Below are 25,896 nucleotides of genomic sequence, written 5' to 3'. Positions count from 1 at the left end.
AGAGGAGCAGCTGGGCCAGGGTGGAAGCGTGAACGACCAGACCAGGACCACACCGTCCGCCACCGTCCCGTGTCCGTCCTGCGGGGTGATGTTCTCGGCTCCGCGCGCCACGTGTCCGGCGTGCGGCATCGTCCTGACCGGTCCCGACGCGGGCCGGCTCTGGCAGGTCGACCAGGAGCTCGAGGCCCTGCGTCTCGAGCGTCTCGAGCTCCTCGCCCGGCTGCGCGGACAGCGGGGGTCGACCACGGGGGGCGCGGCGTCGACCGTCAGCGGGACGCGCGCCGCGGGCACCGCCGGCCTCCCGCGCTTCCCCACCGCGCCCGGTGCTTCCCAGCCGGTCGCCACAGCAGACGGCCGGCGTCGCTCGCTCTCGGGCCAGCAGGTCGTGCTGGGGCTGGGGGCCCTGCTCCTCATCTCTGCCGCAGCCCTGTTCACCGTCGTGGTCTGGCTGGTCGTCGGTCTCGTCGGGCAGGCCGTCATCCTCGCCTCCTTGGTGGTGACCGCTGTGCTGGGCAGCCGCCTGTTCGCCGGCCGGCGCCTGCCCGCGGCAGCGGAGACCGCGGCGGTCATCGCCGTCGGTCTGACGCTGGTCGGGGCCAACGCCGCGCATGCGCGGGGTCTCGCCGGTCTGGACCGCGTGGCTGAGGACTCCTACTGGGCCGGCGCGCTCGCGATCTGCGCCCTCCTGTTCGTCGCCTTCGATCGGGTCGTGCCGGCCCACGACGGAGGTCGAGGTGTCTGGACCTACCAGCCGACCGCGGCGGTGGCGGTCTGCGGCGTTCCCTGGTGCGCGCTCGCGGCACTCGACGTGAGCGGCGTGGCACTGCAGATCGGCGTCGGCGCTGCCGCTGCGGCACTGGGACTGGCGGCCCTGGCCACAGCCAGGACGGCCGCCCGGAGCTGCACGCTGGCCGCCGCGGTCGTGCTGGCCGCGGTGGCGCTGACCGGCGCGACCGTCTTCCTCGCGGTGGGGCTGGGGCTGGCGTACGACGCCGGGCAGCCGGCATGGACGCGATGGGTCGCCGGGGCCCTAGTCGTCGCCGGCGCCGGGGCCACCCGCTTCACGCCGGTGGCGCGACTGACGCCGGTCGTGGTGACGGCGGCCTTCGCGCTCGTCGTGCCCGCCGCGGTCCTCGAGGCGCCGCACGTGCTCGCCGCGCTCGGCGCGGTCCTCGCAGCCGGCACCTCGATCGCCCTTCTGCGCGCCTGGCGTCAGGGTCCGGGAGCCACCTGGGGCACCTGGATCCGGCCCCTGACCGCGTGCTCCGTGTGGGTCCAGGTCGTCCTCTTCGCGGTGGCCGCCGGCGCCGGTGACGACGTGGTCTCGACGGGCCTCGAGGCGGCGCACGGGGGCTGGTCCCTCGTCGTGCCGGCGCTCGGCCTGCTGGTCGTCAACGCTGCCGGACTCGGGCTCTTCCGGCGCGCGGGGTGGGTGGGCGCCGTGCAGGTCGCCCTCGCCGTCACCGCCTGGTCGGCCCTCGTGGACGCCCCTGCGATCGTCGTGTTCGGCTCGGTCCTGGCCCTGATGGCCGCCGAGATGGTGCTCGCCGTCCTGATCGTGCGGTCGGCCGATCTGCGGAGGTGGCTGCTCGACGACGACCTCCCGCGCGTGTGGCCGCTGCTGGAAGGGCTCGCGGTCGCGGCCGCTGGAGGCTATCTCCTTGCAGCGTGCTTGGCGGCCGTCCCGGCCGCGGCCGAGGTCGGCACGACCGCCGTTGACCTGGTGGCGGGGGCCTGCTACACCGCCGCTGTCCTCGTGTTCGTCTATGCAGGCCAACGCGGCCGACTGGCCGTCGCGTACGCCGGCACCGCGCTGACATCTGCGGCGAGCTGGCTTCTCCTCGGGCAGGGAGGGGTGACCTTGATCGAGGCGTACACGCTGCCGCCCGCCGCGATGCTGGCCATCGTCGGAGCCGTGACCCGAGCGCGGGCTCGCCGCGAAGGTCGCACCATCGGCTCGATGGTCTTCCTCGCCCCCGCCCTGAGCGTCGCACTGGGGCCGAGCACCGTGGTGGCGGTCAGCGGCGGCGACGCCGTCCGGGTCGCGCTCGTCCTCGCCGCCGGCGTGGCCTGCGTCGTCATCGGGTTCGTGCGGCGCCTGAAGGCGCCGGTCCTGGTGGGATCGATCTGTCTCGCCGTCATCGCCGTCACCCAGGGCGGTCCCTATCTCTCCTACGTCCCCGGGTGGGTCACCATCGGTGGTGCCGGCGCCGTGCTCCTGGCCGTGGGCGTCTCCTGGGAGCGCGCCATCGTGGCCGGGCGCCGCAGCACCGCGTGGCTGGCCTCCCTGGGCTGAGCGCCTCCCTCGGCTGAGCCCCGCTGCGGCCCGCCTGCGTCCGGCTCAGCGTGGCCAGGCAGCGGCTCGGCGTGGCTGGCTCACGGTGACTGGCGGAACCAGGTCACCGTGATCCGCTTGCCGGGGTGGAGCTCGGTGGCATGCCAGTCGTCGGCCAGCTCGTCGACGATGGCCAACCCTCGGCCACTCGCATCGTCCCAGGAGGCGTCGCGCGGCACGGGCCATCCGGCAGCGTCGTCGGAGATCTCGATCTCGACGCGCTCGTCGTCGACGCGCAGCGCGAGGCCGATCACCACCGCGCTCGCGCGCACGGAGTTCGTCACCAGCTCGCTGACCACCAGCACCACGTCCTCGGCGGTGGGACGGGCCGCACGACCGAGGATGTCGCGCAGGGGAGCGTCGACGAACCGCCGGGCGGCGGCAGGCGCCTGCAAATCACCCCGGAGCTCGGTCTTCACCTCGCACCGACCCTTCGCACGGCGAGCGCGGCGATGTCGTCGGCCGCGTCGGGGTTCCTCAGGGTGTCCACCACATGTGCGACGAGCTCGTCGACAGAGCGCTCGTCCGCGCCGGCGAGGGTGCTGGCCAGCCGAGCAAGGCCGACGTCGATGTCCTCGCCCCGTCGCTCCACCAGCCCGTCGGTGAAGCAGAACAGGGTGGCGCCCGGCGGCAGCTGGAACGTGGCCTCTCGGTAGCACGCCGGGCCGGTGCCCAGCGGGCGGCCGACGGGGGCGATGAGCGGCGAGACCACACCGTTGAGGAGCATCGGCGCCGGGTGGCCCGCGTTCGCGATCGTGATCTCTCCGGTGCGGACGTCGCCCACTCCGGTGATCACGGTAGTGAGGTGCCCATCTGAGGCGATGTCGAACTGGCGCGAGCACTTCTCGAGCGCCTCGGCCGGCCCCTGGCCGTCGAGGAGATAGGCGCGCAGCGTGAACCGGGCCTGCGCCATGACGGCGACCGCGTCGACGCCGCGCCCCGACACGTCCCCGACGACGAAGGCGAACCGGTGCTCGTCGATCGCGACGAGGCTGTACCAGTCGCCGCCGATCTCGGTGCCGAGGGCACCCGCGACATACTTCGAGGCGACCTCGAGGTTGGGCAGCGTCGGGATGACGTGCGGCAGCAGTGCCCGCTGCAGCCGCTCGAAGAGCACACGCTGCTCCCCGTAGAGGGTCTCGACCTGCTCGTAGAGCCGGGTGATCGTCGCGGCGTCCTGCTCCGCGTCGTGTCGCCCTCGGGCGAGGCGTCGCGCGGCGATCGCGGCCAGGGCCGTGAGCAGCAGCCCGCCGAGCAGGAGGCACAGCGGGAGCCAACGGCTCAACGAGGACCCGAGGTGGTCGCGTGGCGTGGTGACCACCGTCAGCACGGTGTCGCCGAGCGGGACGGCGGCCCGCGAGGTCCGTCCGGCCATCGGCAGCGCCGACGGCAACACGTCGGTCGTCGAGAGCGCCGAGGCTGTCGTCCTGGGGCCGACGTAGATCGCGTAGTGCAGCGTCGAGAAGGCCGAGTTGCGGTCGGCCGGCGAGCGCCTGTTGGCGGGAAGCGCCCGCTCCGCGTAGACGACGAAGCCCGTCCGCGGGTCGGCCTTCGTCCAGGTGATGCGCGTCTCGGCGCCCGCTGTGACCTGGTGGACGCTCGAGGTGGTGACGTCGAACGCGTGCCGCAGGTAGCCCTGCATCTGCGAGCCGCCCGGCGGCAGGGCGGGGGCGGCGCCGGTCGTCGCGACCTCGGTGATCCGGTCGCCCTGGCGCCGCCAGAGGGAGGCCGAGACGAAGGGCCGGGTCGGGCCGGAGCCGACGTAGGACGCCATGAAGCGTGTGAACGCGGTCGGCGACCCGGTCGGGCCGGACATCGCCTGGAGGCTGAGCGCCGTCGTGAGCGGCTGCTCGACGACCAGGATGGCGGTCGAGAGGACGGCGGCGACCTGCTTCGTCTGCTGGTCGAGGAGGCTCTTCTCGCTGTTGGCGTCGACGCGTGCCGTCGACCACACCGCCACCGCCGTCAGCACCACGCCGAGCGCCACGACGATGGCCGTGACGCGGCGCGGGTCACGCGCCAGCCGCCGCGAGGCCCGGCTCGCGGTGGCGGCTGGCGTGGGCTGCGGCGGCAGGGTCAACTCTCGTGCCGCTCTGGGAAGAGATCGGTCAGGCCCGTCAGCTCGAGGATGCGGGAGACCGAGCGCGGCACGTGCTCCAGGCGCAGGTCCCTGCCGACCGACGAGGCGGACTTCTGGACGCGGACGAGAGCGCCCAGTCCGCTTGAGTCGATGAAGGTGACGCCGCCGAGGTCGAGGACGAACGGCCCGGATCCGGTGGTCAGGAGCTCGCCGACGTGAGCGAGGAACTCGTCGACTCCCGAGATGTCGAGATCGCCTGACACGGCCAGCGCCGATGCGCCGTCCTGACCGGTCACGGTCCCGAACTCAGCCATGCGTGTCACCCTTTACGAGCGAGTGGGGAGGGTCGGAGAAAACCTAGCGCCACCTGCGGCGTCACGGCGACGGATCCCCGATCTATGAGAACGGAGTCCCGCGGCTGCCGGTCGCCTCGAGGGCGCGCCTGCTTGACGTTCATCGAACGTGTGTTCGACCATGGAGGCGTGATCCTGCACGCCGACCTCGACTCGTTCTTCGCGTCGGTCGAGCAGCGCGACGACCCTCGGCTGCGCGGCCGGCCGGTGATCGTCGGCGGCGGGGTCGTGCTGGCGGCGAGCTATGAGGCCAAGGCGTTCGGCGTCCGCTCGGCGATGGGCGGCCGCGCCGCTGAGGCGGCGTGCCCGGATGCGGTCGTCGTGCCGCCGCGGTTCGAGGCGTACGTCGAGGCGAGCAAGCGCGTCTTCGAGATCTTCCGCGACACGACGCCGCTGGTGGAGGGCATCTCGATCGACGAGGCGTTCCTCGACGTCGGCGGTCTGCGGCGGCTGGTCGGGCCGCCCGAGCAGATCGCGGCTGCCCTGCGAGCGCGGGTGCGCGAGGAGGTCGGCCTGCCGATCTCGGTGGGGATCGCACGGACGAAGTACCTCGCCAAGGTGGCCAGCGCGGTGAGCAAGCCCGATGGTCTGCTGCTCGTCCCTCCCCACGGCGAGGAGCACTTCCTCCACCCGCTCCCCGTCGAGCGGCTGTGGGGCGTCGGTGCGGTGACCGCGGCCAAGCTGCATGCGGAGGGCATCTTCACGATCGGCCAGCTCGCGGCGCGCCAGGAGGCCGAGCTCACGTTCGCCGTCGGCAAGGCGTCCGGGCGGCACCTGCATGCCCTCGCCAACCTCCGTGACCCTCGCCCCGTCGAGGTGGGCCGACGGCGCCGATCGATCGGGTCGCAGAGCGCGTTCGGCCGGCGTCACCGCTCCTTCGAGGACCTGGAGGCGCTGCTCGCGGCCCTGGTCGACCGTGTCGCCCGTCGGCTGCGTGCCGGTGAGCGCATCGGGCGGACCTTCACGCTCCGGCTGCGGTTCGACGACTACACCCGTGCCACACGATCGGCCACCATCCCACGCTCGACCGGGGCGACCGCGACCTGGCTGGCGACCGGCCGTCGCGTCCTGCACGACGCGCGTCCGCTCATCGAGGAGCGTGGCTGCACGTTGCTCGGCATCACCATCTCCGGCCTCGTCGACGCGCGCACCGAGCAGCTCGAGCTGCCGCTCTTCACCGCCCAGACGCGTGGCGTCGAGCTCGACGGCGCCCTCGATGCGATCAGCGACCGGTTCGGGAAGCAGGCGGTGACACGGGCGGTGCTGGTGGGCCGGCACGTCGGGCACGAGATGCCTACCCTCCCGGACCCGGGCCTGGCCGGGTCCGGTGCAGCCCCGACGCGCGCTTCCGCTCGCGATCGCGAGGGTGCGATGCCCTAGCCACTAGCCTTGCCCGCGTGAGCGTCGTGGCGGCGGTGGACCAGGCCCAGCGCCGGTTTCCCCCGGTGGCGTTCCCGATCGGCGTGATCTACAAGTTCTTCGACGACCAGGGCAACTACCTCGCCGCCGTCGTCACCTACTACGCCTTCATCGCGATCTTCCCACTGATGCTGATCGGCTCCTCGATCCTCGGCTTCTTCCTCGACGGCAACCCGAAGCTGCAGCATGAGCTGCTCAACTCGGCGTTCAGCCAGTTCCCGATCATCGGCGACCAGCTCGGCCGGCCGGAGTCGATCCAGGGCTCGACAGGCGGTGTGATCGTCGGCTCGCTGGCCGCTCTCTATGGCGCGATGGGCCTGGGCCAGGCCATTCAGAACACCCTCAACACCGCCTGGTCGGTGCCGCGCAACAGCCGCCCCAACCCGTTCCTGCTGCGGCTGCGCAGCCTCCTCGTGCTCGCGACGGCGGGTGTGGCGGTGCTGGCGCTCTCCATCGTCTCGACGCTCGGCGCCAACACCCAGGTCTTCGGCACGGGCATCAACACCACGCTGCGGTGGCTGATCACGACCGTCACCGTGCTCCTGATCGGGACCATGCTCACCTTGCTGTTCCGCCTCGCCACCGCCCGGGACCATTCCCTGCGCTCGGCGGCGCCGGGTGCGTTCGCGCTGGCGATCATGTGGCAGATCCTCCAGTGGGGCGGCGCGGTCTACGTGACCAAGGTCATCAACGAGGCCCAGGGCATGAACAAGACCTTCGCCACCATCCTCGGCCTGGTCGCCTTCATCTACGTGGCGGCGGTGATGGGCGTGCTCGGCATCGAGATCAACGTGGTGCTGGTCCGCCGGCTGTGGCCGCGCGCCCTGCTGACGCCGTTCACCGACGCGGTGGACCTGACCGACGCGGACCGGCGGGCCTATGCGTCGTACGCGCTGATGAACCGGCACAAGGGGTTCGAGACCGTGGCGGTGACCTTCGACGGTCGTGACGGTGACACCCACGAGATCGTCATGGACCCGAGCTGGGCGCGGAAGAGCCGACGCTCGCGGCGCCGCCTCGAGGCGGATGGGTCCAGGCCGGGGGAGATCGAGACAGCCGGCCGGCCGGAGGTCGACGCGCCCGGGCGCCCCCCCGTCGACGGCCCCGCCGTCGACGGGCCTGCGGTCGGCGGGCCTGCGGTCGGCGGGCCTGCGGTCGGCGGGCCTGCGGTCGGCGGGCCTGCGGTCGGCGGGCCGGCGCCGGCGGTCGAGGCGCCGGGGCCGCGCGGGGCCGGCCAGCCGCGCGACCGGCGCTGAGGGCTCAGCGCAGCGGCACGAACCGGTAGGCGCCGTGCGTCGACATCTCCTCGCGCCCCTCACGGCGGACGACGAGCGTCATCCAGCCGCCGACCGGCACCACGAGCCGGCCCGGGTCGCCCAGCTGGTCCAGCAGCGGCCGCGGCATCCGAGTGGCACCGGCGGAGACGAGGATCCGGTCGTACGGCGCCTCCGCCGGCACCCCGAGAACGCCTCGCGTGGCCGGCTCGATCCGCGCCCACGGCTGGCCCGTGGCGGCGAGGTTCGAGGCGCCCCAGCGAGCGAGCTCGGGGTCGAGCTCGACGCCGACGACCGCTCCACCCGGTCCGGTCAGGTGGGCGAGCAGGGCGGTCGTCCAGCCCGACCCCGAGCCGACGTCGAGGACCCGATGGCCGGCGCGGACGTCGAGCAGCCGCAGCATCGCGGCCACGGTCGACGGCTGCGAGTTGGTCTGCCCATGACCGATCGGCAGCGGAGCGTCTGTGGCGGCGCGGTGTCGCTCCGCCTCGGGGAGGAAGCCCTCCCGCGGGACTGCCGCGAAGGCCTCGTCGACGCGGTCCATGCCTCCCGGTATCCCTTCACGCGTCCTCGTGCGAGGCCACGACGCCGATGCTAATGGCCGTCCGGACTCCTCGGTCCAGGTGCAGGGAGGGAGTGGGGCAGGATGACGACCATGGCTGAGAGCGCAGAGCTGGTCCACTACGACGTCGCAGACTCGGTCGCGACGATCACCCTCGACTCCCCGCACAACCGCAACGCGCTGTCGAGGCAGCTCATGGCCGAGCTGCTGGAGCGGCTCGAGCGCGCGGCCGGCGACGAGCAGGTCAAGGTCGTCCTGCTCGCCTCCTCGGGGCGCGTGTTCTGCTCCGGAGCGGACCTCTCCGAGGCCTCGAGCGGCGCCGCGGAGGACGGGCCGCGCTCCATCGTCGCGCTGCAGCGGGCCATCGTCGCCCACCCGAAGCCGGTCGTGGTCGAGCTGGCGGGACCGGTCCGCGCCGGCGGCATCGGCATCGTGGCCGCCGCCGACATCGTGGTGGCGGCCGAGGAGGCGGACTTCGCGCTGACCGAGGTGAAGCTGGGCCTGACGCCGGCGGCGATCTCGCTGACGGTGCTGCCGCGGCTGAGCAGCCGGGCGGCGGCGTACACGTGCCTGACCGGCGAGCGGTTCGGCGCCGTTGCGGCGCGCGAGTTCGGCCTGGTGACGAGCGTCGTCGCCGGTGACGCGGTGAAGGAGGAGGTCGCGCGGGTGTGCGGCTCGGTCGCCTCCGGGGCACCGCAGGGGCTGCGGGAGACCAAGGCGCTGCTCGCCCGGCCGCTCCTGGCCGGTATCGACGCCGGGGCCGACGAGATGGCGGCCCTGAGCGCGCGGCTGTTCGCGTCGGATGAGGCTCGCGAGGCGATGCGGGCCTTCCTCTCCCGGACGTGACTGGCGTGGACGGATCTTTGTATATACGATGGGTATATACAAGGAGGTGGTCGTGGTTCATACCAAGCTCTTCCTCAGCAACCGGACCCAAGCGGTGCGGTTGCCCAAGGACGTCGCGTTCCCTGAGGACGTCAGCGAGGTCGAGATCACGGTCGAAGGCGAGGCGCGCCTCATCCGGCCGGTGCGCGTCGACATCTCATGGGGCGGCTTCTTCGAGCTCCGCGACGCCTTGAGGCGAGAGTTTCCCGACAGCGAGCTCCCCGAGCGCGACCAGCCTGAGCCGCAGGAGCGTGTGTGGCGCGACTGATGCGCATGCTCGACACCGATGTCATGGTCGAGCTGGTGCGTGGTCGCGACGTCGAGCTCGACCGACGGTTGCAGGCAACGCCTGATGTGTGCGTCTCCGTCGTGACCGTGGCGGAGCTGCGCTTAGGCGCGGCGCGGGCGCGACAGCCGGACCTCGAGAGGCGACTGGTCGAGGCCGCGCTCAGCCGGTTGCACATCGAGGACCTGAGCCTTGCCGCCGCGCAGCGGTCCGGCGATGTGCGAGCCGCCCTCGCCGAGGCCGGCACGATGATCGGTGGCTACGACCTCCTGATTGCCGGACACGCGCTTGCCCTCGGGGTGCCGCTCGTGACCCGCAACCGCCGCGACTTCGAGCGGGTCGAGGGACTCGTCATCGAGGTGTGGTGACCCCGCAGCGTCCTACGAGGTGGCCGTTGTGACAGCCGTCTCGCATGACGTCCCGGGTGGGGAATTGTCGAGACGATCTGCGTCCGCGGCGGGTCGACGGGTAGGCTTGTCGACTCGCTGCCCCCGTAGGAGAGGGGTGGCTGGGACACAGATGAGCCTCGAGGGGACAGCGGGTTGAGCGAGGAGCTTGTCGAACAGGAGATCGCGCGCGAGCAGGCGTTCGTGGACCGGGTCTACGTGCAGCTCGAGAGGTCGGCGAAGTCGGCCCAGGCGCTGGCGACGGAGGGCTACGCGCGCGGCGGCCTCGGTCACGAGGGCGGGCTGGTCGAGCGCGATGCGATGGTCTTCCAGGCCGCGCGGCGCATCGCGCAGCTCGACGCCGCGCACGAGGGGCTGGTCTTCGGCCGCCTCGACCTGCGCCCTGACGTCGACGAGGAGCCGCGCTACATCGGCCGGATCGGCCTGCGCGACGACGACCGCGACTCGCTGCTGATCGACTGGCGCGCACCCGCGGCCGCGGTCTTCTACCAGGCGACCGCGGCGGAGCCGCAGAGCGTCGTACGCCGCCGGGTGCTGCGCTCGCGCGGGCGCGACGTCCTCGGTGTCGAGGACGAGCTGCTCGACGGCACCGTCGAGACCGAGCTGCCCATCGTCGGCGAGGGCGCCCTGATGGCCCAGCTCAGCCGTGCGCGCGACCGGCAGATGCACTCCATCGTCGCCACCATCCAGGCCGAGCAGGACAAGGCGATCCGCGCGCCGGGCAAGGGCGTGGTGTCGATCTCCGGTGGCCCGGGTGTCGGCAAGACGGTCGTCGCGCTCCACCGAGCGGCGTACCTGCTCTACACCGACCGTCGCCGCTACGAGTCGGGCGGCGTGCTCATCGTCGGCCCGTCCGGTGTCTTCATGACCTACATCGCCCGCGTCCTGCCGAGCCTCGGCGAGACGGCGGTGGCGCTGCGCAGCCTCGGCGAGGTCGTCGACGGCGTGAGGGCGACCCGGCAGGACGAGCCGGCCGTCGCCGCGGTCAAGGGCTCGGCCCGGATGGCCGAGCTGCTGCGTCGCGCCGCCCGGCAGCAGGCGCCGAGCAGCCCGAGCGAGTTCCGGATCTTCTACCGCGACGACGTGCTGACCCTCGACCGCGGCAAGCTCGGCCAGCTGCGCCGGCAGCTCATGAGCCAGGGCCGACGCAACCGCCAGCTCCCACGCGTGGCGAACACGCTGCTGGACGCCCTGTGGCGCCAGGTCCGCGGTGAGCGCGGGCGGGAGCGTGGCAAGGAGGCGTTCGAGGACGAGATGCTGGGCGACCAGCGCTTCCTCGACTTCGCGGCCGGGTGGTGGCCGGCGCTGGACGCGCAGACCGTGCTCGGCTGGCTGCGTGAGCCGGAGTTCCTAGCCCGGGTGGGCGACGGTGTCGTCTCGGCCGAGGACCAGACGCTGCTGCTGAAGTCGTGGTCCTCGCACCCTGCCGCGAACGGAGGGGTCGATCTCTCCATCCAGGACGTGCCGCTCCTCGACGAGCTGCGCTACGCCTTGGGCGACATGCCCGAGGCCCCGGAGGACGAGCGGGACGTGGACCCGGAGCTCGGCATCAACGTGCAGGAGCTCATGACGGCGGCGGACCGGGAGTTCGCGACCGGCCCTGGCTGGCGGCCGCCGACCCACCGCATCGAGGACGACCCGTTCGCCCACGTCCTGATCGACGAGGCGCAGGACCTGACGCCCATGCAGTGGCGGATGGTGGGACGGCGCGGTCGCACCGCATCGTGGACGATCGTGGGCGACCCCGCGCAGTCCTCGTGGCCCGTCCCGGAGGAGGCGGCCGCGGCACGTGCCGAGGCGCTCGAGGGCAAGCCGGTGCACGACTTCCACCTCGGCACGAACTACCGCAACAGCGCTGAGATCTACGCGTTCGCGGCGGCGTACGCCCAACGTGTCGGACTCGACGCCGACCTGCCGACGGCCGTGCGGTCGACCGGGGTCGAGCCTCGCGTGCTCGACGCCGTCACCGATCTCGAGGCGACCACCCGCGAGGAGGTCGTCCGCCTCGCCGCAGAGGTCACGGGCACCGTCGGCATCGTCGTCCCGTTCGCCCGCCGGTCGGAGGTCAACTCCTGGCTCGCCTCGTGGCCCGAGCTCGCGCAGGACGCCCCGTCGGCGCGAGCCTCGGCGGCGGACGCCGGGTCGGCACCCTCGGGTGAGGACCGCGTGGTCGTCCTCACCGGCCTCGACACCAAGGGCCTCGAGTTCGACGCCATCGTCGTCGTGCGGCCGCAGGAGATCGAGGACGAGTCACCGACCGGGCGTGCGACGCTGTACGTCGTCCTCACCCGCGCGACCCAGCTGCTCACGACGATCGGCTGACCGATGACGGCGAGCAGTCGCAGATGTTCACGGGATGCGCGGCGAGCGGACGCAGATGGTCGGTCGTCCGCGGGCATCTGCGACCGCTCGCCGTTGCGCCTGCTCCTCAGTCCTGCCCTTGGTGCTCTCGCTGCTCTCGCTGCGGTGGCCGTGGCGGCGTCGCTCCTCTGCCCCGCGCACGCCGGCCGCGAGCTGCACGGCCGGCAGGTCGGACCGCCGGTCAACCGGATCGCCTGGTCGCCGGCAGGGTCCTACGTCATCGGCGACTCGATCACGGCAGGAGCCGCCTCCGAGCTCGCGCGTCGCCGGCCCGACTGGACCATCAACGCGTTGCACGGGCGCCCTGTCTCGACGCTCCCGCAACTGATCGAGAACGTGCGGGCCGTCGATCGACACCCCTCCCGGGTCGTCATCGAGCTGGGCTCCAACCAGACGCCGCGATGGTCGAAGGCCGACTACGTGTCCGCGATCGCGCGGCTCCCGGCCTCGACGAGGGTGCTGCTGGTGACGCCGTACAAGTCCCCGAACGCGCGCTGGTCGACCACCGGGGTGCAGGCGACATTGCGCTATGCGCGCTGGATGCAGCAGATCAGCCGGCAGCGGCCGCACACCTGCGCCGTGCCGTGGCGCGCGGTCGCCGCTGCGCATCCGCAGTGGCTGCGTGACGGCCTCCATCCCACGGATGACGGCTACCCCCGCTGGGTCGAGCTCCTGCTCAAGACGGACAGCGGCTGTCGCTGATCCCGACCTGCCGTCCACGGCGGGTGCTCGTCGGAAACGAGGTGGCGACCGGCCACTACCCTGCTGTCCATGACCACGCACACGAACGCCCGGGACGCCATCGCCGCGATCCAGGGGCACGAGGCGTGGGCGCTCATCCGTCGTTCGACGAGGGTGGGCGGCAAGGACACCATCGGTGCGCTCGGTGGGCGACGTTGGGTGGCGCAGTCGCTTCTCGACGTACCTCTCGAGACCGGTGCGCCGGAGCCCGGCCACACCGTCGACCGGCTCGTCGCGGTGCCGTTCCGCCAGGTCGCCGAGCGCGGCTTCGAGGCGCATGACGACGGGACGCCTCTGGTCGTGGTCGACGTCGAGACCGAGATCGAGCTGACGGTCGCCGACGTGATCGAGGCTCTGCCGGCAGGCGAGATCGAGTTCACCGACCGGGGCGGCTTCGAGACCTCCGACGCCGAGTATGAGAAGACCGTCGAGGCGATCATCCGCGACGAGATCGGCCAGGGCGAGGGCGCCAACCTCGTGATCGGCCGGCACTACCGCGCCGTCGTGGCCGACTGGGGCGTCGAGAAGGCGCTGACGGTCTACCGCCGGCTGCTCGAGCGCGAGCGTGGCGCCTACTGGACCTTCCTGTTCTTCACGGGCGACCGGTATCTGATCGGGGCCTCGCCCGAGCGGCACGTGTCCATCGTCGACGGCGACGTCCGGATGAACCCGATCTCCGGCACGTTCCGCCTGCCGGGTCTCGATACGCTCGCTGGCGCTCGCTACTCGACCACCGAAGATGTTTCCGTCGAGGCCGTCACGGCCGAGCTCAAGCCCGCCCTCCTCGACTTCCTGCGCGACGAGAAGGAGATCTACGAGCTCTACATGGTCGTGGACGAGGAGCTGAAGATGATGTGCGACATCTGCTCCGAGGGCGGCCAGGTCCTGGGGCCGTTCCTCAAGCCGATGTCACGGCTCATCCACACCGAGTATCTCCTCGCCGGCCACACCGAGCGCGACCCGCGGGAGGTGCTGCGCGACACCATGTACGCCGCCACCGTCACCGGCTCCCCGGTCGAGAACGCGTGCCGGCTGATCAAGGCCTACGAGCCGGAGGGGCGTGGCTACTACGGCGCCGCCCTGGCCATCCTCGGGCGTGACCCGTCGGGCGCGCCGATCCTCGACAGCCCGATCGTCATCCGCACGGCCGACGTGTCGGTCTCCGGCGAGCTGAAGGTCACCGCGGGTGCGACACTCGTGCGCGACTCCGACCCGGCGTACGAGGTCGCCGAGACCCACGCCAAGGCCGGCGGCATCCTCGCCGCCTTCGGACTCGTCCCGCCGGCGCCCGTCCCCTCGGGGCTCGGCGTCCCCGAGCTGGTCGCCGACGAGGACGTGCTGCTCGAGCTCAACAAGCGCAACCGGCGGCTGTCCTCGTTCTGGCTGACCGACCAGGCCGGCTCGGCGCCCGACCCGCGCCTGGCCGGTCGCTCCGTGGTCATCCTCGACGGCGAGGACGACTTCGTGAAGATGCTGCGCCACATCCTCGGGGTCTTCGGCATGACCTCGGCGGTGGTGCGGCACGAGGACTACGCCGAGGGCTGCCTCGACGGCTACGACCTCGTCATCGTCGGCCCAGGTCCCGGCGACCCCCGCGACGACGCCGACCCGAAGATGGCCAACCTCCGCGCGGCGGTCTCCTCGCTGCTCGCCACGCGGCGGCCCTTCCTCGCGGTGTGCCTCGGGCATCAGGCGCTGTGCCACCAGCTCGGGATCGGCCTGCACTACAAGGACATCGTCTTCCAAGGCACGCAGTCGGCCGTGCCGCTCACGATCCGCGGGCAGGCCCGCACCGAGCGGGTGGGGTTCTACAACACGTTCGTCGGGCGAGTAGCGAGCGCCAGCGATCTCGGAGGTCGAGTAGCGAGCGCCAGCGAGCGTATCGAGACCCTGCCCGCCGGCGTGACCGTGGACACGGACCCGGACTCGGGCGATGTCCACGCGGTGCACGGCCCGCACTTCGAGGGCATCCAGTTCCACGCGGAGTCGATCCTCACCGAGCGCGGCTACGACGTGCTCCACGAGCTCGTGGCCCGTCTGCTGCTGGACTGACGCGCCGTGGCACTGCCTCGTGAAGCCCAGCGTGCCCCTGGGGTCACGCTGGGCTTCACAACCCCGAGCGTCGTGGTCGTCGACCACCACGACTCCTACACCTGGAACCTGGTCCACCTCATCGCCGGCGTCACCGGCGCCCTTCCCGACGTCCTGGAGCACGACGAGGCGACCTGGGCGGATCTCGATGGCTACTCGCACGTGGTGCTCTCACCAGGGCCCGGCCATCCGGGCTCGAAGCGCGACTTCGCTCTCGGGCGCGACGTGCTGCTCGCCGCCGACCGTCCCGTGCTCGGCGTCTGCCTCGGCATGCAGGGCATCGTGACGACCTACGGCGGCGTGGTCGACCGCGTCGCGCCCGCGCACGGCGAGGTGGCGGCGGTGTCGCACGACGGGCGAGGCGTGTTCACGGGCGTGCCGTCACCGTTCGAGGTGGTGCGCTACCACTCGCTGGCCGCGGTGGCGCTGCCCGACTGCCTGCAGGCGACGGCCTGGACCTCGGACGGCGTGGTCATGGGCGTGCGGCACCGGACCCTGCCCCTGGAGGGCGTCCAGTTCCACCCCGAGTCGGTGCTGTCGGAGCACGGAGAGGCGCTGGTCGCCAACTTCCTGGGGGTCTCGTGAGTGCCGACGCGACCCATGGGTCACCGTCCCACTCAGCACGAGGGGTCGAGGAGCTCTTCACCCGGGTCGCCGGCGCGCACCCACGCTGCGTGTGGCTCGACGGAGGCGGCGGTCGGGAGTGGTCGGGCCGGCGCTCGGTGCTCGGATGGCTCGAGCCGTCCGACGTGTCGCTGTCCTACTCGGCTGCGCGTCGGGAGGTCACCCGGCACGCTGAGGGCCGCGCTCTCGTGGTCGGTGAGGACATCTTCGAGGTGCTCGAGCGGGAGGTCGCGACCGGGGGGCAGTGGTTCGGCTACCTCGGCTACGCCTGCCGGGCCGATCTGCCCGCCGCGCCGTCCGCCGACCTGCCCGATGCGGTCTGGATGCGGCCGAGTCATCTCCGGATGATCGAGCACGAGCCTGTCGTCCCAACGGTCACATCGGTCACAGGACCCAGGGAAGAACGGAACTTCTCAGGGGCCACGGCACCCAAGAAGTTCCGGAGTCCCCGGTTCACCGGTGACTCCGCCCCCGCCCCCGCCCCCTACCGCCGGGCGTTCGAGCAGGTGCAGGAGGCACTGCACGCGGGGGACACCTACGAGACCAACCTGACCTACCGGGTCGCTGTGGGGAAGGCGCTGGACCCGGCGGCGGCGTACCTGACCTTGCGCCACCTCAACCCGGCGCCCTACGCCGGTTTCCTGCAGCACGATGTGCCCGGCGCGCAGGCGTGGCTGCTCAGCTCGAGCCCGGAGCGGTATGCGCTGGTCGACGCGGACGGCTGGATCGAGACCCGCCCCATCAAGGGGACCATGCCCCGAGGCGAGGACGCGGAGACCGACCGGGAGAACGCCCGCCGCCTGGCGGAGGACCCGAAGTTCCGCGGCGAGAACCTCATGATCGTCGACCTCCTCCGCAACGACCTCTCCATGGTCTGCGAGCCCGGCACCGTGAGCGTTCCGGAGCTGATGCACGTCGAGTCCTACGCGAGCGTCCACCAGCTCGTCAGCACGATCCGCGGACGGCTGCGCGACGGGGTCGGGACGATCCAGGCGCTCCGGGCGCTCTTCCCGGCCGGGTCGATGACGGGAGCTCCGAAGCTGAGGACGATGGAGCTGATCGACCGCGTCGAGACACCGCCCGAGCTGGGCGGTCCGCGCGGTCCCTATGCCGGCGCCTTCGGCTGGGTCAGTGCCGACGGACGAGCCGATCTCGGAGTGGTCATCCGGACGCTGACCAGCCCTGACCGAAAGCGGTGGACGGTCGGCACCGGCGGCGGGATCACGGTGCGCAGCGACGTGGAGGAGGAGTACGACGAGACGGTCCTGAAGGCGCAGCGTCTGCTCGCGGCGCTGGAGGCGGTCGACGACGACGGCAGCGGCGGCGTGGCAGGCTGAGCACATGGGCATCTCGCTGCGCAACGTCGTCCTCGACACCACGGACGTCCCGCGCCTGGCTGAGTTCTACCGCGATCTGCTCGGCTGGAGGTTTCCCGAGGGCTACGACGCCGATGACGTGAGCTGGCGGACGCTGGTCGGCCCGCAGGGGCAGCGGCTGGCGTTCCAGCAGGCGGCCGACGTCACCCCCACCACGTGGCCCGACCCGGCGGTGCCGCAGCAGCTGCACCTCGACTTCCTCGTCGACAGCGTCGAGGAGCTCAAGACCCAGCACGACCGGGCAACCGAGCTGGGAGCGGTCGTGCGGATGGACCGGTCCGACGACCCCGAGGAGCCGTTGTGGGTCTTCACCGATCCGGCCGGGCACACCTTCTGCCTCTTCGCATGGCCGGGGCAGTGATGGTCCACCGAGTGAGTTGAGGACGCAACAGCGGGGCAACAGGAGAGGACTACCGTGGACGACATGGCTCAGCCGCACGTCATCGTGCTGTTCGGGGCGACGGGCGACCTCGCCCGGCGGAAGCTGCTCCCGGGCCTGCTCCGTCTCTTCGAGGCAGGGCTGCTGCAGGACTCGATGATCGTCGGCACCTCGTTGGAGGACATCGACACCGAGGGCTTCGTGAAGCTCGCCCGCGATGCCTGCGAGGAGTTCGGCAAGGGTGTGGTCACCGACCAGCGCTGGGCGCCGTTCGCCTCGATGCTCTGCTACATCCCCACGTCGCGGGGCGCCCACGCGCTCGCCGACGTCGTCAGGCAGGCCGAGGAGAAGCTCGGTGGTCCCGCGCAGCGGCTGCACTACCTCTCCGTCCCGCCGAAGGCTGCCCTCGACGTCATCCACGAGCTCGACGAGGCGGGCCTGGTCGAGCGTGCGCGCATCATCATGGAGAAGCCCTTCGGCACCGACCTGGCCTCGGCGAAGGTCCTCAACGCCGCCGTGCACCAGGTCTTCGACGAGGAGCAGATCTTCCGGATCGACCACTTCCTCGGCAAGGAGGCGGCGCAGAACATCCTGGCGTTCCGCTTCGCGAACGGTCTGTTCGAGCCGATCTGGAACCGCAACTTCATCGACCACGTGCAGATCGACGTCCCCGAGACGCTGGGCCTGGAGGGGCGCACGGCGTTCTACGAGTCGACGGGCGCCTACCGCGACATGGTCGTCACGCACCTCATGCAGGTGCTCGCGTTCATGGCGATGGAGCCGCCGACCTCGCTGGCCCCGGGACCGATCAGCGACGAGAAGAACAAGGTCTTCCGGTCGATCCGTCCGATCGACCCGGCCAACGTCGTCCGCGGTCAGTACACCGGCTACCGCGGCAAGGACGAGGTCGCCGACGACTCCGACACCGAGACCTTCATCGCGCTCAAGGTGATCATCGACAACTGGCGCTGGGCGGGGGTGCCGTTCTTCCTGCGCACCGGCAAGAAGCTCGCCGAGGGGGCGCGGATCATCTCGATCGCGTTCAAGGAGCCACCGCTGACGATGTTCCCGGCGGGGTCCAACGCCGGCACGCAGGGGCCGGACCACCTGACCTTCGACCTGGCCGACCAGTCCCGCATGTCGCTCTCCTTCTACGGCAAACGGCCCGGCCCGGGCATGAAGCTGGAGAAGCTGTCGATGCAGTTCGCCACGACGGAGACCTCCTCGGCGGTCGGCGTGCTGGAGGCCTACGAGCGGCTGATCCACGACGCCATGCGCGGCGACCACACGCTCTTCACGACCGCGGAGGGCATCGAGACGCTCTGGGAGATCTCGCAGCCGCTGCTCGACGCGCCGCCGCCGGTGCGGCTCTATGCGCCGGGCTCCTGGGGTCCCAACGCGATCCACCAGCTCATCGCGCCGCACGCCTGGCGGCTGCCGTTCGAGCGGTCCTGGCGCGAGACCTCCACGACGACGCGCTAGCGTCCCGAGTCAGCTTCGCGCCGCCGACAGCTGCCCGAGCAGCACCCTGGTCGCGCGGAGCACCCGCGGGCCGTCGTACGGCGGGAGCGCGAGCGCGTTGACCGTCTGGATCAGCTTGCCGTTCTGCAGGAACGCGGAGACGGCGTACGCCGACGGCGAGCTGTTGACGACCAGCCGGGCGTCGTCGGCTCCGGCGACCTTCGGCTGGCTGACGGTGCCGGCGGGGACCTTCATCGTCGACCAGGCCGCCTCGAGGCCCTGGTCGAACCAGAGGTAGGAGAGCTCGAAGGTCGGCCCGCCCTTCGTGACCGGCAGGAGCGCGCAGCGTGGCGAGTCCGCGGTGCCGGTCTCCTTCCGCAGCTGCGCGCCGAGGACGCGCGCCACCGCAGCGGCGTCCACGCCGTCGCACGGGTTGATGTCGGGCTCGCTGGTCGTGGCCGAGGGGGACGAGGCGTCGGACGCAGACCTGGAGGAAGACGCTGCGCCCGCCGATGCCGCGGTGGACGGCCCGTCGTGTGTCGAGCAGGCGGCGAGCAGCACGAGCAGGGCCGCCATGAGGGAGGCGGTGATGCGGTACGTCACCTGGTCGGTGCCTCCTTCGGCATCGGTGCAGTGGATCCCGGGACGCGCAGCACCAGGCGCGCGCCGCCGGACGGTGCCTCCTCGGCGAGCACGGTGCCGCCGTGACGCTCCGCCGTCTGTCGGACGATCGAGAGGCCGAGCCCGGAGCCCGGCATGGCGCGCGACTCCGCGGAGCGGTAGAAGCGGTCGAACACGTGCGGTCGGTCGGCCTCGGCGATCCCTGGTCCCTCGTCGTCGACGGTGAGGACGCCGTCTCGCAACGTGACGCGGATGCACCCGTCGGCGGGGCTCCACTTCGCCGCGTTGTCGAGCATGTTGGTGACGGCACGCTCGAGGCCGGCCGACTCGCCGACCACCCACCAGGGCTCGGCGTCGACGTCGAAGGTCACCGACGGAGCGCGCAGGCGCACCCGCGACACGGCGTGGTCGATGATCTCGTGGAGCTCCACGGCCTCGACGACCGGGGCGAGCGGCTCGTCGCGGGCCAGCTCGACGAGGTCGCCGATGAGCGAGGTGAGCTCCTCCATCTGGGCGCGTACGTCGGTCAGCAGCTCGGCGCGCTGCTCCCGGGTGAGGTCGAGGTCGGCCTGGGTGAGCAGATCGATGTTGGTGCGCATCGAGGTCAGGGGGGTGCGCAGCTCGTGACCGGCGTCGGCGATGAGCTGCCGCTGGCGCTCCTGGGAGGCGTCGAGCGCCGCCAGCAGACCGTTGAAGGCGATGGTGAGCCGGGCGATCTCGTCGTCGCCCTCGACCGGCAGCGGGGCCAGGTCGTTCGGTGAGATCTCCTCGACCGACCGGGTGAGCCGGCGGACCGGCCGGAGCCCGTTGACGGCGACCCCCCACCCTGCGAAGGCGGCGATGATGACACCGAGGAGCCCGGAGAGCAGCATGATGATGCCCAGCCGGCGCAGCACGCGCTCCTGGGGGCTCAGGGACTGGGCCAGCACGAGCGCCTGTCCCGGGACGGTCGTCGGCACGGTCACGACCCGGTAGCGCTCGCCGTTGACCGGGATCGTCCGGATGCTCGACATGCTGTCGCCCCGCGCGACGTCACGCTCGGCGTTCGCCAGCTTCAGGAAGAGGCTGCTGCTGGTGCGGTCGGGGATGTAGACGCGCGTGTCCGCGGCGTCGGAGTAGACGAAGGCGATCCGGATGTCGGCCGCCCCGAGTGCAGCCGCCGGGATGTAGGCCCCGGTCAGCTCCTGCAGCGCGGAGGACCTGGCGGCCAGCTGCGCGCGGTGGAGCAGCGAGTCGTCGAGGGTCGAGGTGAGCTGCATGCGGACCGTGAAGTAGACCCCGACGGAGCCCACGGCGACCACGATCGCGACGGCGAGGGTCGTGAGCAGCGTGACCCGGCTGGCGAGCGAGCGCCGGTAGTGCCAGGCGCCGCCGGGTGCCCGCTCCAGGAACGGAGCCGTCATGACGAGGGCGGGCGGGTCATGCGTCGTCGGCCCTCAGCACGTAGCCGACGCCGCGGACGGTGTGGATGAGCCGGGACTCACCCTCGGCCTCGGTCTTGCGGCGCAGGTAGCCGACGTAGACCTCCAGCGAGTTCGCCGTCGTCGGGAAGTCGAAGCCCCACACCTCCTCGAGGATGAAGGAGCGCTCGAGGACTCGCCGCGGCCGGCGCAGGAACATCTCCAGCAGCGTGAACTCGGTGCGGGTCAGGTCGATGCGCCGCGGGCCCCGGGTCACCTCGCGGGTGGCGACGTTCATCGTGAGGTCGAGGAACGAGAGGACCTCGTCCTCCGGCCCCTCGGCGGGAATCGCCCGCCGCAGAAGCGCACGCAGCCGGGCGAGGAGCTCGGGGAGCGCGAACGGCTTCGTCAGGTAGTCGTCGGCTCCGGCGTCGAGGCCGTCGACGCGGTCGCCGACCGCGTCGAGCGCGGTCAAGACGATGATCGGCACGTCGTTGCCGGCCGCGCGCAGGGCCCGGGTCGCCTCGAGCCCGTTGAGCCGGGGCATCATCACGTCCATCACGACGACGTCGGGCCGCGCCGACGCGATGACGGCGAGGGCCTCGGCGCCGTCGCCGGCGAGCGAGACGTCGTAGCCGTTGAACTCGAGCGAGCGCCGCAGCGACTCGCGCACGGCCTTGTCGTCCTCGACGACGAGGACGCGTGGCTTGCTCGCGGCAGGGCTGGTCACGGCACCAGAGTGCCATCGACGGCTGAGTGGGCGCTGAGAGTCGGGCGAGTCGGCGCGCTCAGCGCGCCGGCCATCCCGCTCCACCCACGTCCACGGGGATGCGCACGACCTGACCGTCCCACTCCGTGTGGGTCGCGAGTGCATCGGCGCCCGGCCAGCGCGCGCCGACGGCGAACAGCTCCGGCGTGTCGCTGAGCATGCAGGCGAAGGCGCCGCGGTCGAGGGGCACCGTCGCGAGCACCTCGCCACCCTCGGCCACGCGCACGCAGTGCTGGTGGGGGACGTCGGCGTACCACACCGCTCCCTCCGCATCGAGGCAGATCCCGTCGGGGTTGTCGGTGCCGAGCGACGCCCACACCCGGCGGCCGGCGAGCGATCCGTCCTCGGCGATGTCGAAGCCGACCAGTTGGCTGCGGTAGGAGTCGGCCACGACGAGCGTGCGACCGTCGGCCGTGATCGCCATGCCGTTGGGGAAGGCGAGGTCGTCCGCGACCACCTGCGTGCTGGCGTCGGAGCGCACCAGCGCGACGAAGCCGGGCTGCCGCTCTCCGGGCGGCGGCCCTTGGGCGAAGTCGAAGTTCCCGCAGTTGACGTAGGCGTTGCCGCGCCCGTCCACCACGATGTCGTTGCACCCGTACGCCGACAGCGGGGCGAGGTCGGCGTACGTCGCAAGCGTGCCGTCCGCCTCGAGCGTCAGCAGTGCCCGGGTGGAGGCCGAGACCAGCACGAGCCGACCGTCCGGCAGGAAGTCGAAGCAGAGCGGCAGCGAGGTGTGACGGACCATCACCTCGAGCTCGCCGTCGTCGGTGAGCGCGAGGATCCGGCCGCCGGTCCAGTCGCTGAACCAGAGTCGGCCGTCGTGCCAGCGCGGGGACTCGAGCAGCCCGAGGCCACCGGCCAAGACGTCCATCAGTGCGGCGCTCGCCGTCGGTGAGTCGGGGTCATGCGCCCTACGTTAGGCATGCCGGGCCGCCGACGGGACCCATGCGGGAGGATGGGCTCCATGGCCTGGTTCTCCTCACCCTCCGACGTGACGACGCGACTGGCGGAGGTGGGCTACCTGGCCGACTCCGCCACGGCGACGACCGCCTTCCTCGCCCGTGCACTCGAGAAGCCGCTCCTGGTGGAGGGGCCGGCGGGCGTGGGCAAGACCGAGTTGGCCAAGGCGGTCGCGCGTGCGACGGGCGCCGACCTCGTCCGGCTGCAGTGCTACGAGGGGCTGGACGAGGCGCGAGCGCTGTATGAGTGGAACTACAAGAAGCAGCTGCTCCGCATCCAGGCGGCCGGGGACGGGCAGGCGTGGGAGGAGACCCACGACGACATCTTCAGCGAGGAGTTCCTGCTCACCCGGCCGCTGCTGAGCGCGATCCGGCGCGACGAGCCGACCGTGCTGCTCATCGACGAGGTCGACAAGACCGACGTCGAGGTGGAGGGCCTGCTGCTCGAGGTGCTCTCGGACTTCCAGGTCACCATCCCCGAGCTCGGCACCGTCGTCGCGACGCGGCGGCCCTTCGTGGTGCTGACGTCGAACGCCTCCCGCGAGCTCTCCGAGGCGGTCAAGCGGCGGTGTCTCTATCTGCACCTCGACTACCCGGACACCGAGCGCGAGCGGGAGATCGTCCTCTCGCAGGTGCCCGATCTCGACGAGGTGGTGGCCAACCAGCTCGTGAGTGCTGTCGCACGGCTGCGCGACCTCGAGCTCAAGAAGGCGCCCTCCATCGCCGAGTCGGTCGACTGGGCCCGGACGCTGCTGGCGCTGCAGATCGACGACCTCGACGCGAAGGCCATCGACGACACGCTCGGGGTGGTCCTCAAGCACGCGTCCGACACTGAGCGCGCGGTCCGGGAGCTCAAACTGCGATGACGTTGCTCGACCGGCACATCGCGTTCCTCGAGGCCCTGCGGGCCGCGGGGATGCCGGTGTCGCTCTCGGAGGACCTCGACGCGGTCGCCGCGCTGGGGCTCGTCGGCTGGGGCGAGCGCCAGCAGGTGCACGACACCTACGCCGCGACGCTGGTGAAGCGGCAGAGCCAGCGGCAGACCTTCGACGAGCTGTTCGAGATCTACTTCCCGCGCATGGTGGGAGAAGGGGTCGCGGCCGCGGCACCCTCGCCCGGACCCGTCAAGGACAGCGCCGCCGACCTGGCCGCCTTCACCGAGGAGCTCGCGGACGCCCTCGAGGCCGACGACGTCGAGCGGCTGCGTCAGCTCGCGGCCGAGGCGGTCGGACGGTTCGGTGCCATGCCCGGTCGCGGGCCGGGGATGAGCAGCTGGTCGGCGTACACGGCGCTGCGCCGGCTCTCCACCGACGAGCTGACGCTCCGGCTCATCGAGGGCCTGCGGCGTGGCGGCTGGACCGAGGAGGCGGCCGGACGTGCGGCGACCAAGCGCATCGGCTCCTACCAGCGGATGGTCGAGGCCGACGCGCGCCGCCGGATCGCCGAGGAGAAGGGCCCGGACCAGATCGCACGGATCACGGTGCGGCCGACCATCGACCGGCTCGACTTCCTCTCCGCGCGGCGGGTCGACCTCGAGGCGATGCGACGCGAGATCTACCCGCTCGCGCGGCGGCTGGCGACGCGGCTGACCAAGGAGAGGCATGCCCGCCGGCGGGGCCCGATCGACATGCGCCGGACGGTCCGGGCCTCGATCGGCACCGGAGGCGTCCCGCTGACCACCCACCACCGGCCGAAGCGGCCGCACCGCACCGAGCTGGTCATCCTCTGCGACGTCAGCGGCTCGGTGGCGAACTTCGCCACCTTCACCCTCATGCTCGTCTTCGCGCTCCGCGAGCAGCTCGGGAAGGTGCGCGCGTTCACGTTCGTCGACGACATCCACGAGGTCACCGACCAGTTCGAGCCCGGCGCCGACCTCGTCGACACGATGACGCGGCTGGCCGCGGCGACATCGCATGCCGCCCGCTTCGGCCGCACGAACTACGGCCGCGCCTTCGGCAGGTTCAAGGAGGAGCACGGCGACGCACTGGGGCCGCGCTCGTCCCTGCTGATCCTCGGGGACGCGCGGTCGAACTACAGCGACCTCTCGCTCCCGACCCTGCGCGGGCTGGTGGATGGGACCCGCCACGCGTGGTGGCTCAACCCCGAGGCACGCCGCAACTGGGACACCGGCGACTCGGTGGCGTCGCAGTACGGCGCCGTCGTGCCGATGGTCGAGTGCCGCAACCTGACGCAGCTGACGGAGTTCGTGCACGACATCCTCTGAGCGGGCGCCTCCGATGTCTCGAGCGGCGTCAGCCGGTGAGGACCCCCGAGATCCGGTCCAGTGCCTCGCTGATCTCGGCGCCGTCGCCGGCGAACGACATCCGCACGAAGCGCCCGCCGTCGGTCGTGTCGAAGTCGATCCCGGGGGCCAGGGCCACGCCGGTCGTGGCGAGCAGCCGGTGCGCGAAGGCCATCGTGTCGTCGGTCAGGTGCCCGACGTCGGCGTACACGTAGAAGGCGCCGTCCGCCGGCGCCAGCCGGGTCACGCCCAGGCGCGGCAGCCCGTCGAGGAGGAGTGCGCGGTTGGCGGCGTACCGCGCGACGTGCCCGTCGAGCTCGGCGATCGCCTCCGGCGTGAAGGCCCGTACGGCGGCCCGCTGCGCCAGCGTCGGCGGGCAGATCGTGAAGTTGCCGGTGAGGACGTCGATCGCTCGACGGAGTCGGCGGGGCGCCAGCAGCCAGCCGATCCGCCAGCCCGTCATCGAGAAGTACTTGCTGAAGCTGCCGAAGACCACCGACTCGCGGCTCGTCGCCCAGGCGCACCGGGCGAGGGGGGCATGGCCGTCGAGGGGGGCGTACTCGATGCCGTGGTAGATCTCGTCGGAGATCAGCCGGACGCCGCTCTCCTGGCACCATGCCGCGATCGCGGCGAGCTCCTCGGGCAGCACCATCGTGCCGGTCGGGTTGGCCGGAGAGGCGAGCAGGACGCCCTTGAGGTCACCGATCTCGGCGAGCTGCTCGACGGTCGGCTGGAAGCGGGTCTCCGGGCCGGTCTCGACCTCCACGACCTGGCAGCCCAGCGCCTGGAGCACGTTGCGGTAGCAGGGGTAGTTCGGCCGGGCCATGGCCACCTTGTCGCCGACCTCGAAGGCGGCGAGGAAGGCCAGCAGGAAGCCGCCGCTGGCCCCGGTCGTCACCACGACGTCGTCGGGGTCGACGTCGAGGTCGTAGCGGGTCCCATAGTGCGCGGCGATGGCCTCGCGCAGCTCGAGGATGCCGGTCGCGGGCGTGTAGCCGAGGGGGTCACGTGACTGCAGGAGGCGCACGGCCTCCTGGGTGACCGGCGTCGGGGCGCCCGTCGACGGCTGTCCCGAGAGCAGGTTGAGCGCGTCGCCGTGCGTGCGCTGGCGCGCCGTCGAGGCCTCGATCATGTCCATCACGTGGAAGGGCGGAACGTTCGCCCGTGACGCGGCGGCCCAGCGGTCATCCATGGCCTCGAACCTAGCGCCCGAGGGTGCTGTGCCCCGCACCGATAGGATCAGAACCCGCCACCCCCCGTGATGAGAGGTG

24 protein-coding genes are annotated in these 25,896 nt (G+C 71.9%); 15 read left to right on the top strand and 9 right to left on the bottom strand.

Annotation, left to right across the window (positions count from 1 at the left end; translation table 11 throughout):
- The first annotated feature begins 28 nt into the window (after positions 1-28).
- Positions 29-2,296: an SCO7613 C-terminal domain-containing membrane protein gene (locus ACYQ1K_RS05600; RefSeq protein WP_459981822.1), complete on the top strand. Its 2,268-nt coding sequence runs from the start codon at positions 29-31 to the stop codon at positions 2,294-2,296.
- An 80-nt stretch (positions 2,297-2,376) separates the two neighbouring features.
- On the opposite strand, the gene ACYQ1K_RS05595 is transcribed toward ACYQ1K_RS05600, so the two are convergent.
- From ACYQ1K_RS05595 to ACYQ1K_RS05585, 3 genes are read right to left on the bottom strand one after another with little or no spacing between them, the layout of a single operon-like run.
- Positions 2,377-2,754 carry an ATP-binding protein gene (locus ACYQ1K_RS05595; RefSeq protein WP_459981821.1) on the bottom strand — a complete coding sequence of 126 codons (378 nt, stop codon included), beginning with the start codon at positions 2,752-2,754 and terminating at the stop codon, positions 2,377-2,379.
- Positions 2,751-4,415: a PP2C family protein-serine/threonine phosphatase gene (locus ACYQ1K_RS05590; protein WP_459981820.1), complete on the bottom strand. Its 1,665-nt coding sequence runs from the start codon at positions 4,413-4,415 to the stop codon at positions 2,751-2,753. Before ACYQ1K_RS05590 ends, ACYQ1K_RS05595 begins: the two co-directional genes overlap by 4 nt.
- Complete coding sequence (locus ACYQ1K_RS05585) at positions 4,412-4,729, bottom strand: STAS domain-containing protein (protein ID WP_459981819.1); 318 nt, start codon at positions 4,727-4,729, stop codon at positions 4,412-4,414. Before ACYQ1K_RS05585 ends, ACYQ1K_RS05590 begins: the two co-directional genes overlap by 4 nt.
- A gap of 168 nt (positions 4,730-4,897) precedes the next feature.
- Here ACYQ1K_RS05585 and dinB point away from each other — a divergent pair, with 168 nt between their 5' ends.
- Positions 4,898-6,148 carry a DNA polymerase IV gene (gene dinB / locus ACYQ1K_RS05580; protein WP_459981818.1) on the top strand — a complete coding sequence of 417 codons (1,251 nt, stop codon included), beginning with the start codon at positions 4,898-4,900 and terminating at the stop codon, positions 6,146-6,148.
- Between the two features lie 17 nt (positions 6,149-6,165).
- The gene (locus ACYQ1K_RS05575; RefSeq protein ID WP_459981817.1) at positions 6,166-7,443 is read left to right on the top strand and encodes a YihY/virulence factor BrkB family protein; all 1,278 of its coding nucleotides are present in this window, start codon (positions 6,166-6,168) and stop codon (positions 7,441-7,443) included.
- 4 nt (positions 7,444-7,447) lie between these two features.
- Here the strand turns inward: ACYQ1K_RS05575 and ACYQ1K_RS05570 are convergent, their stop codons facing one another.
- A complete protein-coding gene (locus ACYQ1K_RS05570) occupies positions 7,448-8,005 on the bottom strand; it encodes a protein-L-isoaspartate O-methyltransferase family protein (RefSeq protein WP_459981816.1) in 558 nt (185 codons plus the stop codon).
- Between the two features lie 111 nt (positions 8,006-8,116).
- On the opposite strand from ACYQ1K_RS05570, the gene ACYQ1K_RS05565 reads away from it, so the two are divergent.
- The 10 genes from ACYQ1K_RS05565 (at position 8,117) to zwf (ending at position 18,655) form a co-directional block, all read left to right on the top strand.
- On the top strand, positions 8,117-8,869 hold the full coding sequence (locus ACYQ1K_RS05565; RefSeq protein WP_459981815.1) for an enoyl-CoA hydratase family protein: 753 nt from the start codon (positions 8,117-8,119) through the stop codon (positions 8,867-8,869).
- A 52-nt stretch (positions 8,870-8,921) separates the two neighbouring features.
- On the top strand, positions 8,922-9,176 hold the full coding sequence (vapB, locus tag ACYQ1K_RS05560) for a type II toxin-antitoxin system VapB family antitoxin (RefSeq protein WP_459981814.1): 255 nt from the start codon (positions 8,922-8,924) through the stop codon (positions 9,174-9,176).
- Positions 9,164-9,562: a type II toxin-antitoxin system VapC family toxin gene (locus ACYQ1K_RS05555; protein ID WP_459981813.1), complete on the top strand. Its 399-nt coding sequence runs from the start codon at positions 9,164-9,166 to the stop codon at positions 9,560-9,562. The genes vapB and ACYQ1K_RS05555 overlap by 13 nt, the downstream gene beginning before the upstream one ends.
- 174 nt (positions 9,563-9,736) lie before the next feature.
- The gene (locus tag ACYQ1K_RS05550; RefSeq protein WP_459981812.1) at positions 9,737-11,923 is read left to right on the top strand and encodes a HelD family protein; all 2,187 of its coding nucleotides are present in this window, start codon (positions 9,737-9,739) and stop codon (positions 11,921-11,923) included.
- A 144-nt stretch (positions 11,924-12,067) separates the two neighbouring features.
- Complete coding sequence (locus tag ACYQ1K_RS05545) at positions 12,068-12,664, top strand: SGNH/GDSL hydrolase family protein (RefSeq protein WP_459981811.1); 597 nt, start codon at positions 12,068-12,070, stop codon at positions 12,662-12,664.
- Between the two features lie 69 nt (positions 12,665-12,733).
- Positions 12,734-14,755, top strand: a complete 2,022-nt coding sequence (locus tag ACYQ1K_RS05540; protein WP_459981810.1) for an anthranilate synthase family protein — start codon at positions 12,734-12,736, stop codon at positions 14,753-14,755.
- Between the two features lie 6 nt (positions 14,756-14,761).
- Complete coding sequence (locus ACYQ1K_RS05535) at positions 14,762-15,379, top strand: anthranilate synthase component II (protein ID WP_459981809.1); 618 nt, start codon at positions 14,762-14,764, stop codon at positions 15,377-15,379.
- Positions 15,376-16,755, top strand: a complete 1,380-nt coding sequence (locus ACYQ1K_RS05530) for an anthranilate synthase component I family protein (protein WP_459981808.1) — start codon at positions 15,376-15,378, stop codon at positions 16,753-16,755. Before ACYQ1K_RS05535 ends, ACYQ1K_RS05530 begins: the two co-directional genes overlap by 4 nt.
- Positions 16,756-16,759: 4 nt before the next feature.
- Positions 16,760-17,155 carry a VOC family protein gene (locus ACYQ1K_RS05525; protein WP_459981807.1) on the top strand — a complete coding sequence of 132 codons (396 nt, stop codon included), beginning with the start codon at positions 16,760-16,762 and terminating at the stop codon, positions 17,153-17,155.
- A gap of 63 nt (positions 17,156-17,218) precedes the next feature.
- Positions 17,219-18,655, top strand: a complete 1,437-nt coding sequence (gene zwf / locus ACYQ1K_RS05520; RefSeq protein ID WP_459981806.1) for a glucose-6-phosphate dehydrogenase — start codon at positions 17,219-17,221, stop codon at positions 18,653-18,655.
- 9 nt (positions 18,656-18,664) lie between these two features.
- Here the strand turns inward: zwf and ACYQ1K_RS05515 are convergent, their stop codons facing one another.
- From ACYQ1K_RS05515 to ACYQ1K_RS05500, 4 genes are read right to left on the bottom strand one after another with little or no spacing between them, the layout of a single operon-like run.
- Positions 18,665-19,237 (bottom strand): DUF3558 family protein, encoded by a 573-nt coding sequence (locus ACYQ1K_RS05515; RefSeq protein WP_459981805.1) that lies wholly within the window; start codon positions 19,235-19,237, stop codon positions 18,665-18,667.
- Complete coding sequence (locus tag ACYQ1K_RS05510; RefSeq protein WP_459981804.1) at positions 19,234-20,658, bottom strand: sensor histidine kinase; 1,425 nt, start codon at positions 20,656-20,658, stop codon at positions 19,234-19,236. The genes ACYQ1K_RS05515 and ACYQ1K_RS05510 overlap by 4 nt, the downstream gene beginning before the upstream one ends.
- Positions 20,659-20,674: 16 nt before the next feature.
- A complete protein-coding gene (locus ACYQ1K_RS05505) occupies positions 20,675-21,385 on the bottom strand; it encodes a response regulator transcription factor (protein WP_459981803.1) in 711 nt (236 codons plus the stop codon).
- Between the two features lie 58 nt (positions 21,386-21,443).
- Positions 21,444-22,295: an SMP-30/gluconolactonase/LRE family protein gene (locus ACYQ1K_RS05500; protein WP_459981802.1), complete on the bottom strand. Its 852-nt coding sequence runs from the start codon at positions 22,293-22,295 to the stop codon at positions 21,444-21,446.
- Positions 22,296-22,379: 84 nt separating this feature from the next.
- Between ACYQ1K_RS05500 and ACYQ1K_RS05495 the strand changes: the two genes are divergently transcribed.
- Together ACYQ1K_RS05495 and ACYQ1K_RS05490 are read left to right on the top strand one after the other, a co-directional pair.
- Entirely contained in the window at positions 22,380-23,249 is an 870-nt protein-coding gene (locus tag ACYQ1K_RS05495) for an AAA family ATPase (protein WP_459981801.1), read from the top strand.
- Entirely contained in the window at positions 23,246-24,607 is a 1,362-nt protein-coding gene (locus ACYQ1K_RS05490; RefSeq protein ID WP_459981800.1) for a vWA domain-containing protein, read from the top strand. The genes ACYQ1K_RS05495 and ACYQ1K_RS05490 overlap by 4 nt, the downstream gene beginning before the upstream one ends.
- Positions 24,608-24,635: 28 nt before the next feature.
- On the opposite strand, the gene ACYQ1K_RS05485 is transcribed toward ACYQ1K_RS05490, so the two are convergent.
- Entirely contained in the window at positions 24,636-25,817 is a 1,182-nt protein-coding gene (locus ACYQ1K_RS05485; protein WP_459981799.1) for a pyridoxal phosphate-dependent aminotransferase, read from the bottom strand.
- Positions 25,818-25,896: the final 79 nt, after the last annotated feature.

It is taken from the genome of Nocardioides sp. AN3 (genome assembly GCF_054653495.1).
The sequence above is the reverse complement of the archived record's forward strand: the minus strand, read 5'-3'. Positions and strand labels throughout refer to the sequence as shown.

Bases quoted from the DNA above. Each gene is read 5' to 3' on its own strand.
- ACYQ1K_RS05585 (WP_459981819.1), bottom strand. From the start codon at position 4,729: ATGGCTGAGTTCGGGACCGTGACCGGTCAGGACGGCGCATCGGCGCTG.
- ACYQ1K_RS05570 (WP_459981816.1), bottom strand. From the start codon at position 8,005: ATGGACCGCGTCGACGAGGCCTTCGCGGCAGTCCCGCGGGAGGGCTTC.
- ACYQ1K_RS05565 (WP_459981815.1), top strand. From the start codon at position 8,117: ATGGCTGAGAGCGCAGAGCTGGTCCACTACGACGTCGCAGACTCGGTC.
- ACYQ1K_RS05540 (WP_459981810.1), top strand. From the start codon at position 12,734: ATGACCACGCACACGAACGCCCGGGACGCCATCGCCGCGATCCAGGGG.
- ACYQ1K_RS05525 (WP_459981807.1), top strand. From the start codon at position 16,760: ATGGGCATCTCGCTGCGCAACGTCGTCCTCGACACCACGGACGTCCCG.
- zwf (WP_459981806.1), top strand. From the start codon at position 17,219: ATGGCTCAGCCGCACGTCATCGTGCTGTTCGGGGCGACGGGCGACCTC.
- ACYQ1K_RS05510 (WP_459981804.1), bottom strand. From the start codon at position 20,658: ATGACGGCTCCGTTCCTGGAGCGGGCACCCGGCGGCGCCTGGCACTAC.
- ACYQ1K_RS05500 (WP_459981802.1), bottom strand. From the start codon at position 22,295: ATGGACGTCTTGGCCGGTGGCCTCGGGCTGCTCGAGTCCCCGCGCTGG.
- ACYQ1K_RS05495 (WP_459981801.1), top strand. From the start codon at position 22,380: ATGGGCTCCATGGCCTGGTTCTCCTCACCCTCCGACGTGACGACGCGA.
- ACYQ1K_RS05490 (WP_459981800.1), top strand. From the start codon at position 23,246: ATGACGTTGCTCGACCGGCACATCGCGTTCCTCGAGGCCCTGCGGGCC.
- ACYQ1K_RS05485 (WP_459981799.1), bottom strand. From the start codon at position 25,817: ATGGATGACCGCTGGGCCGCCGCGTCACGGGCGAACGTTCCGCCCTTC.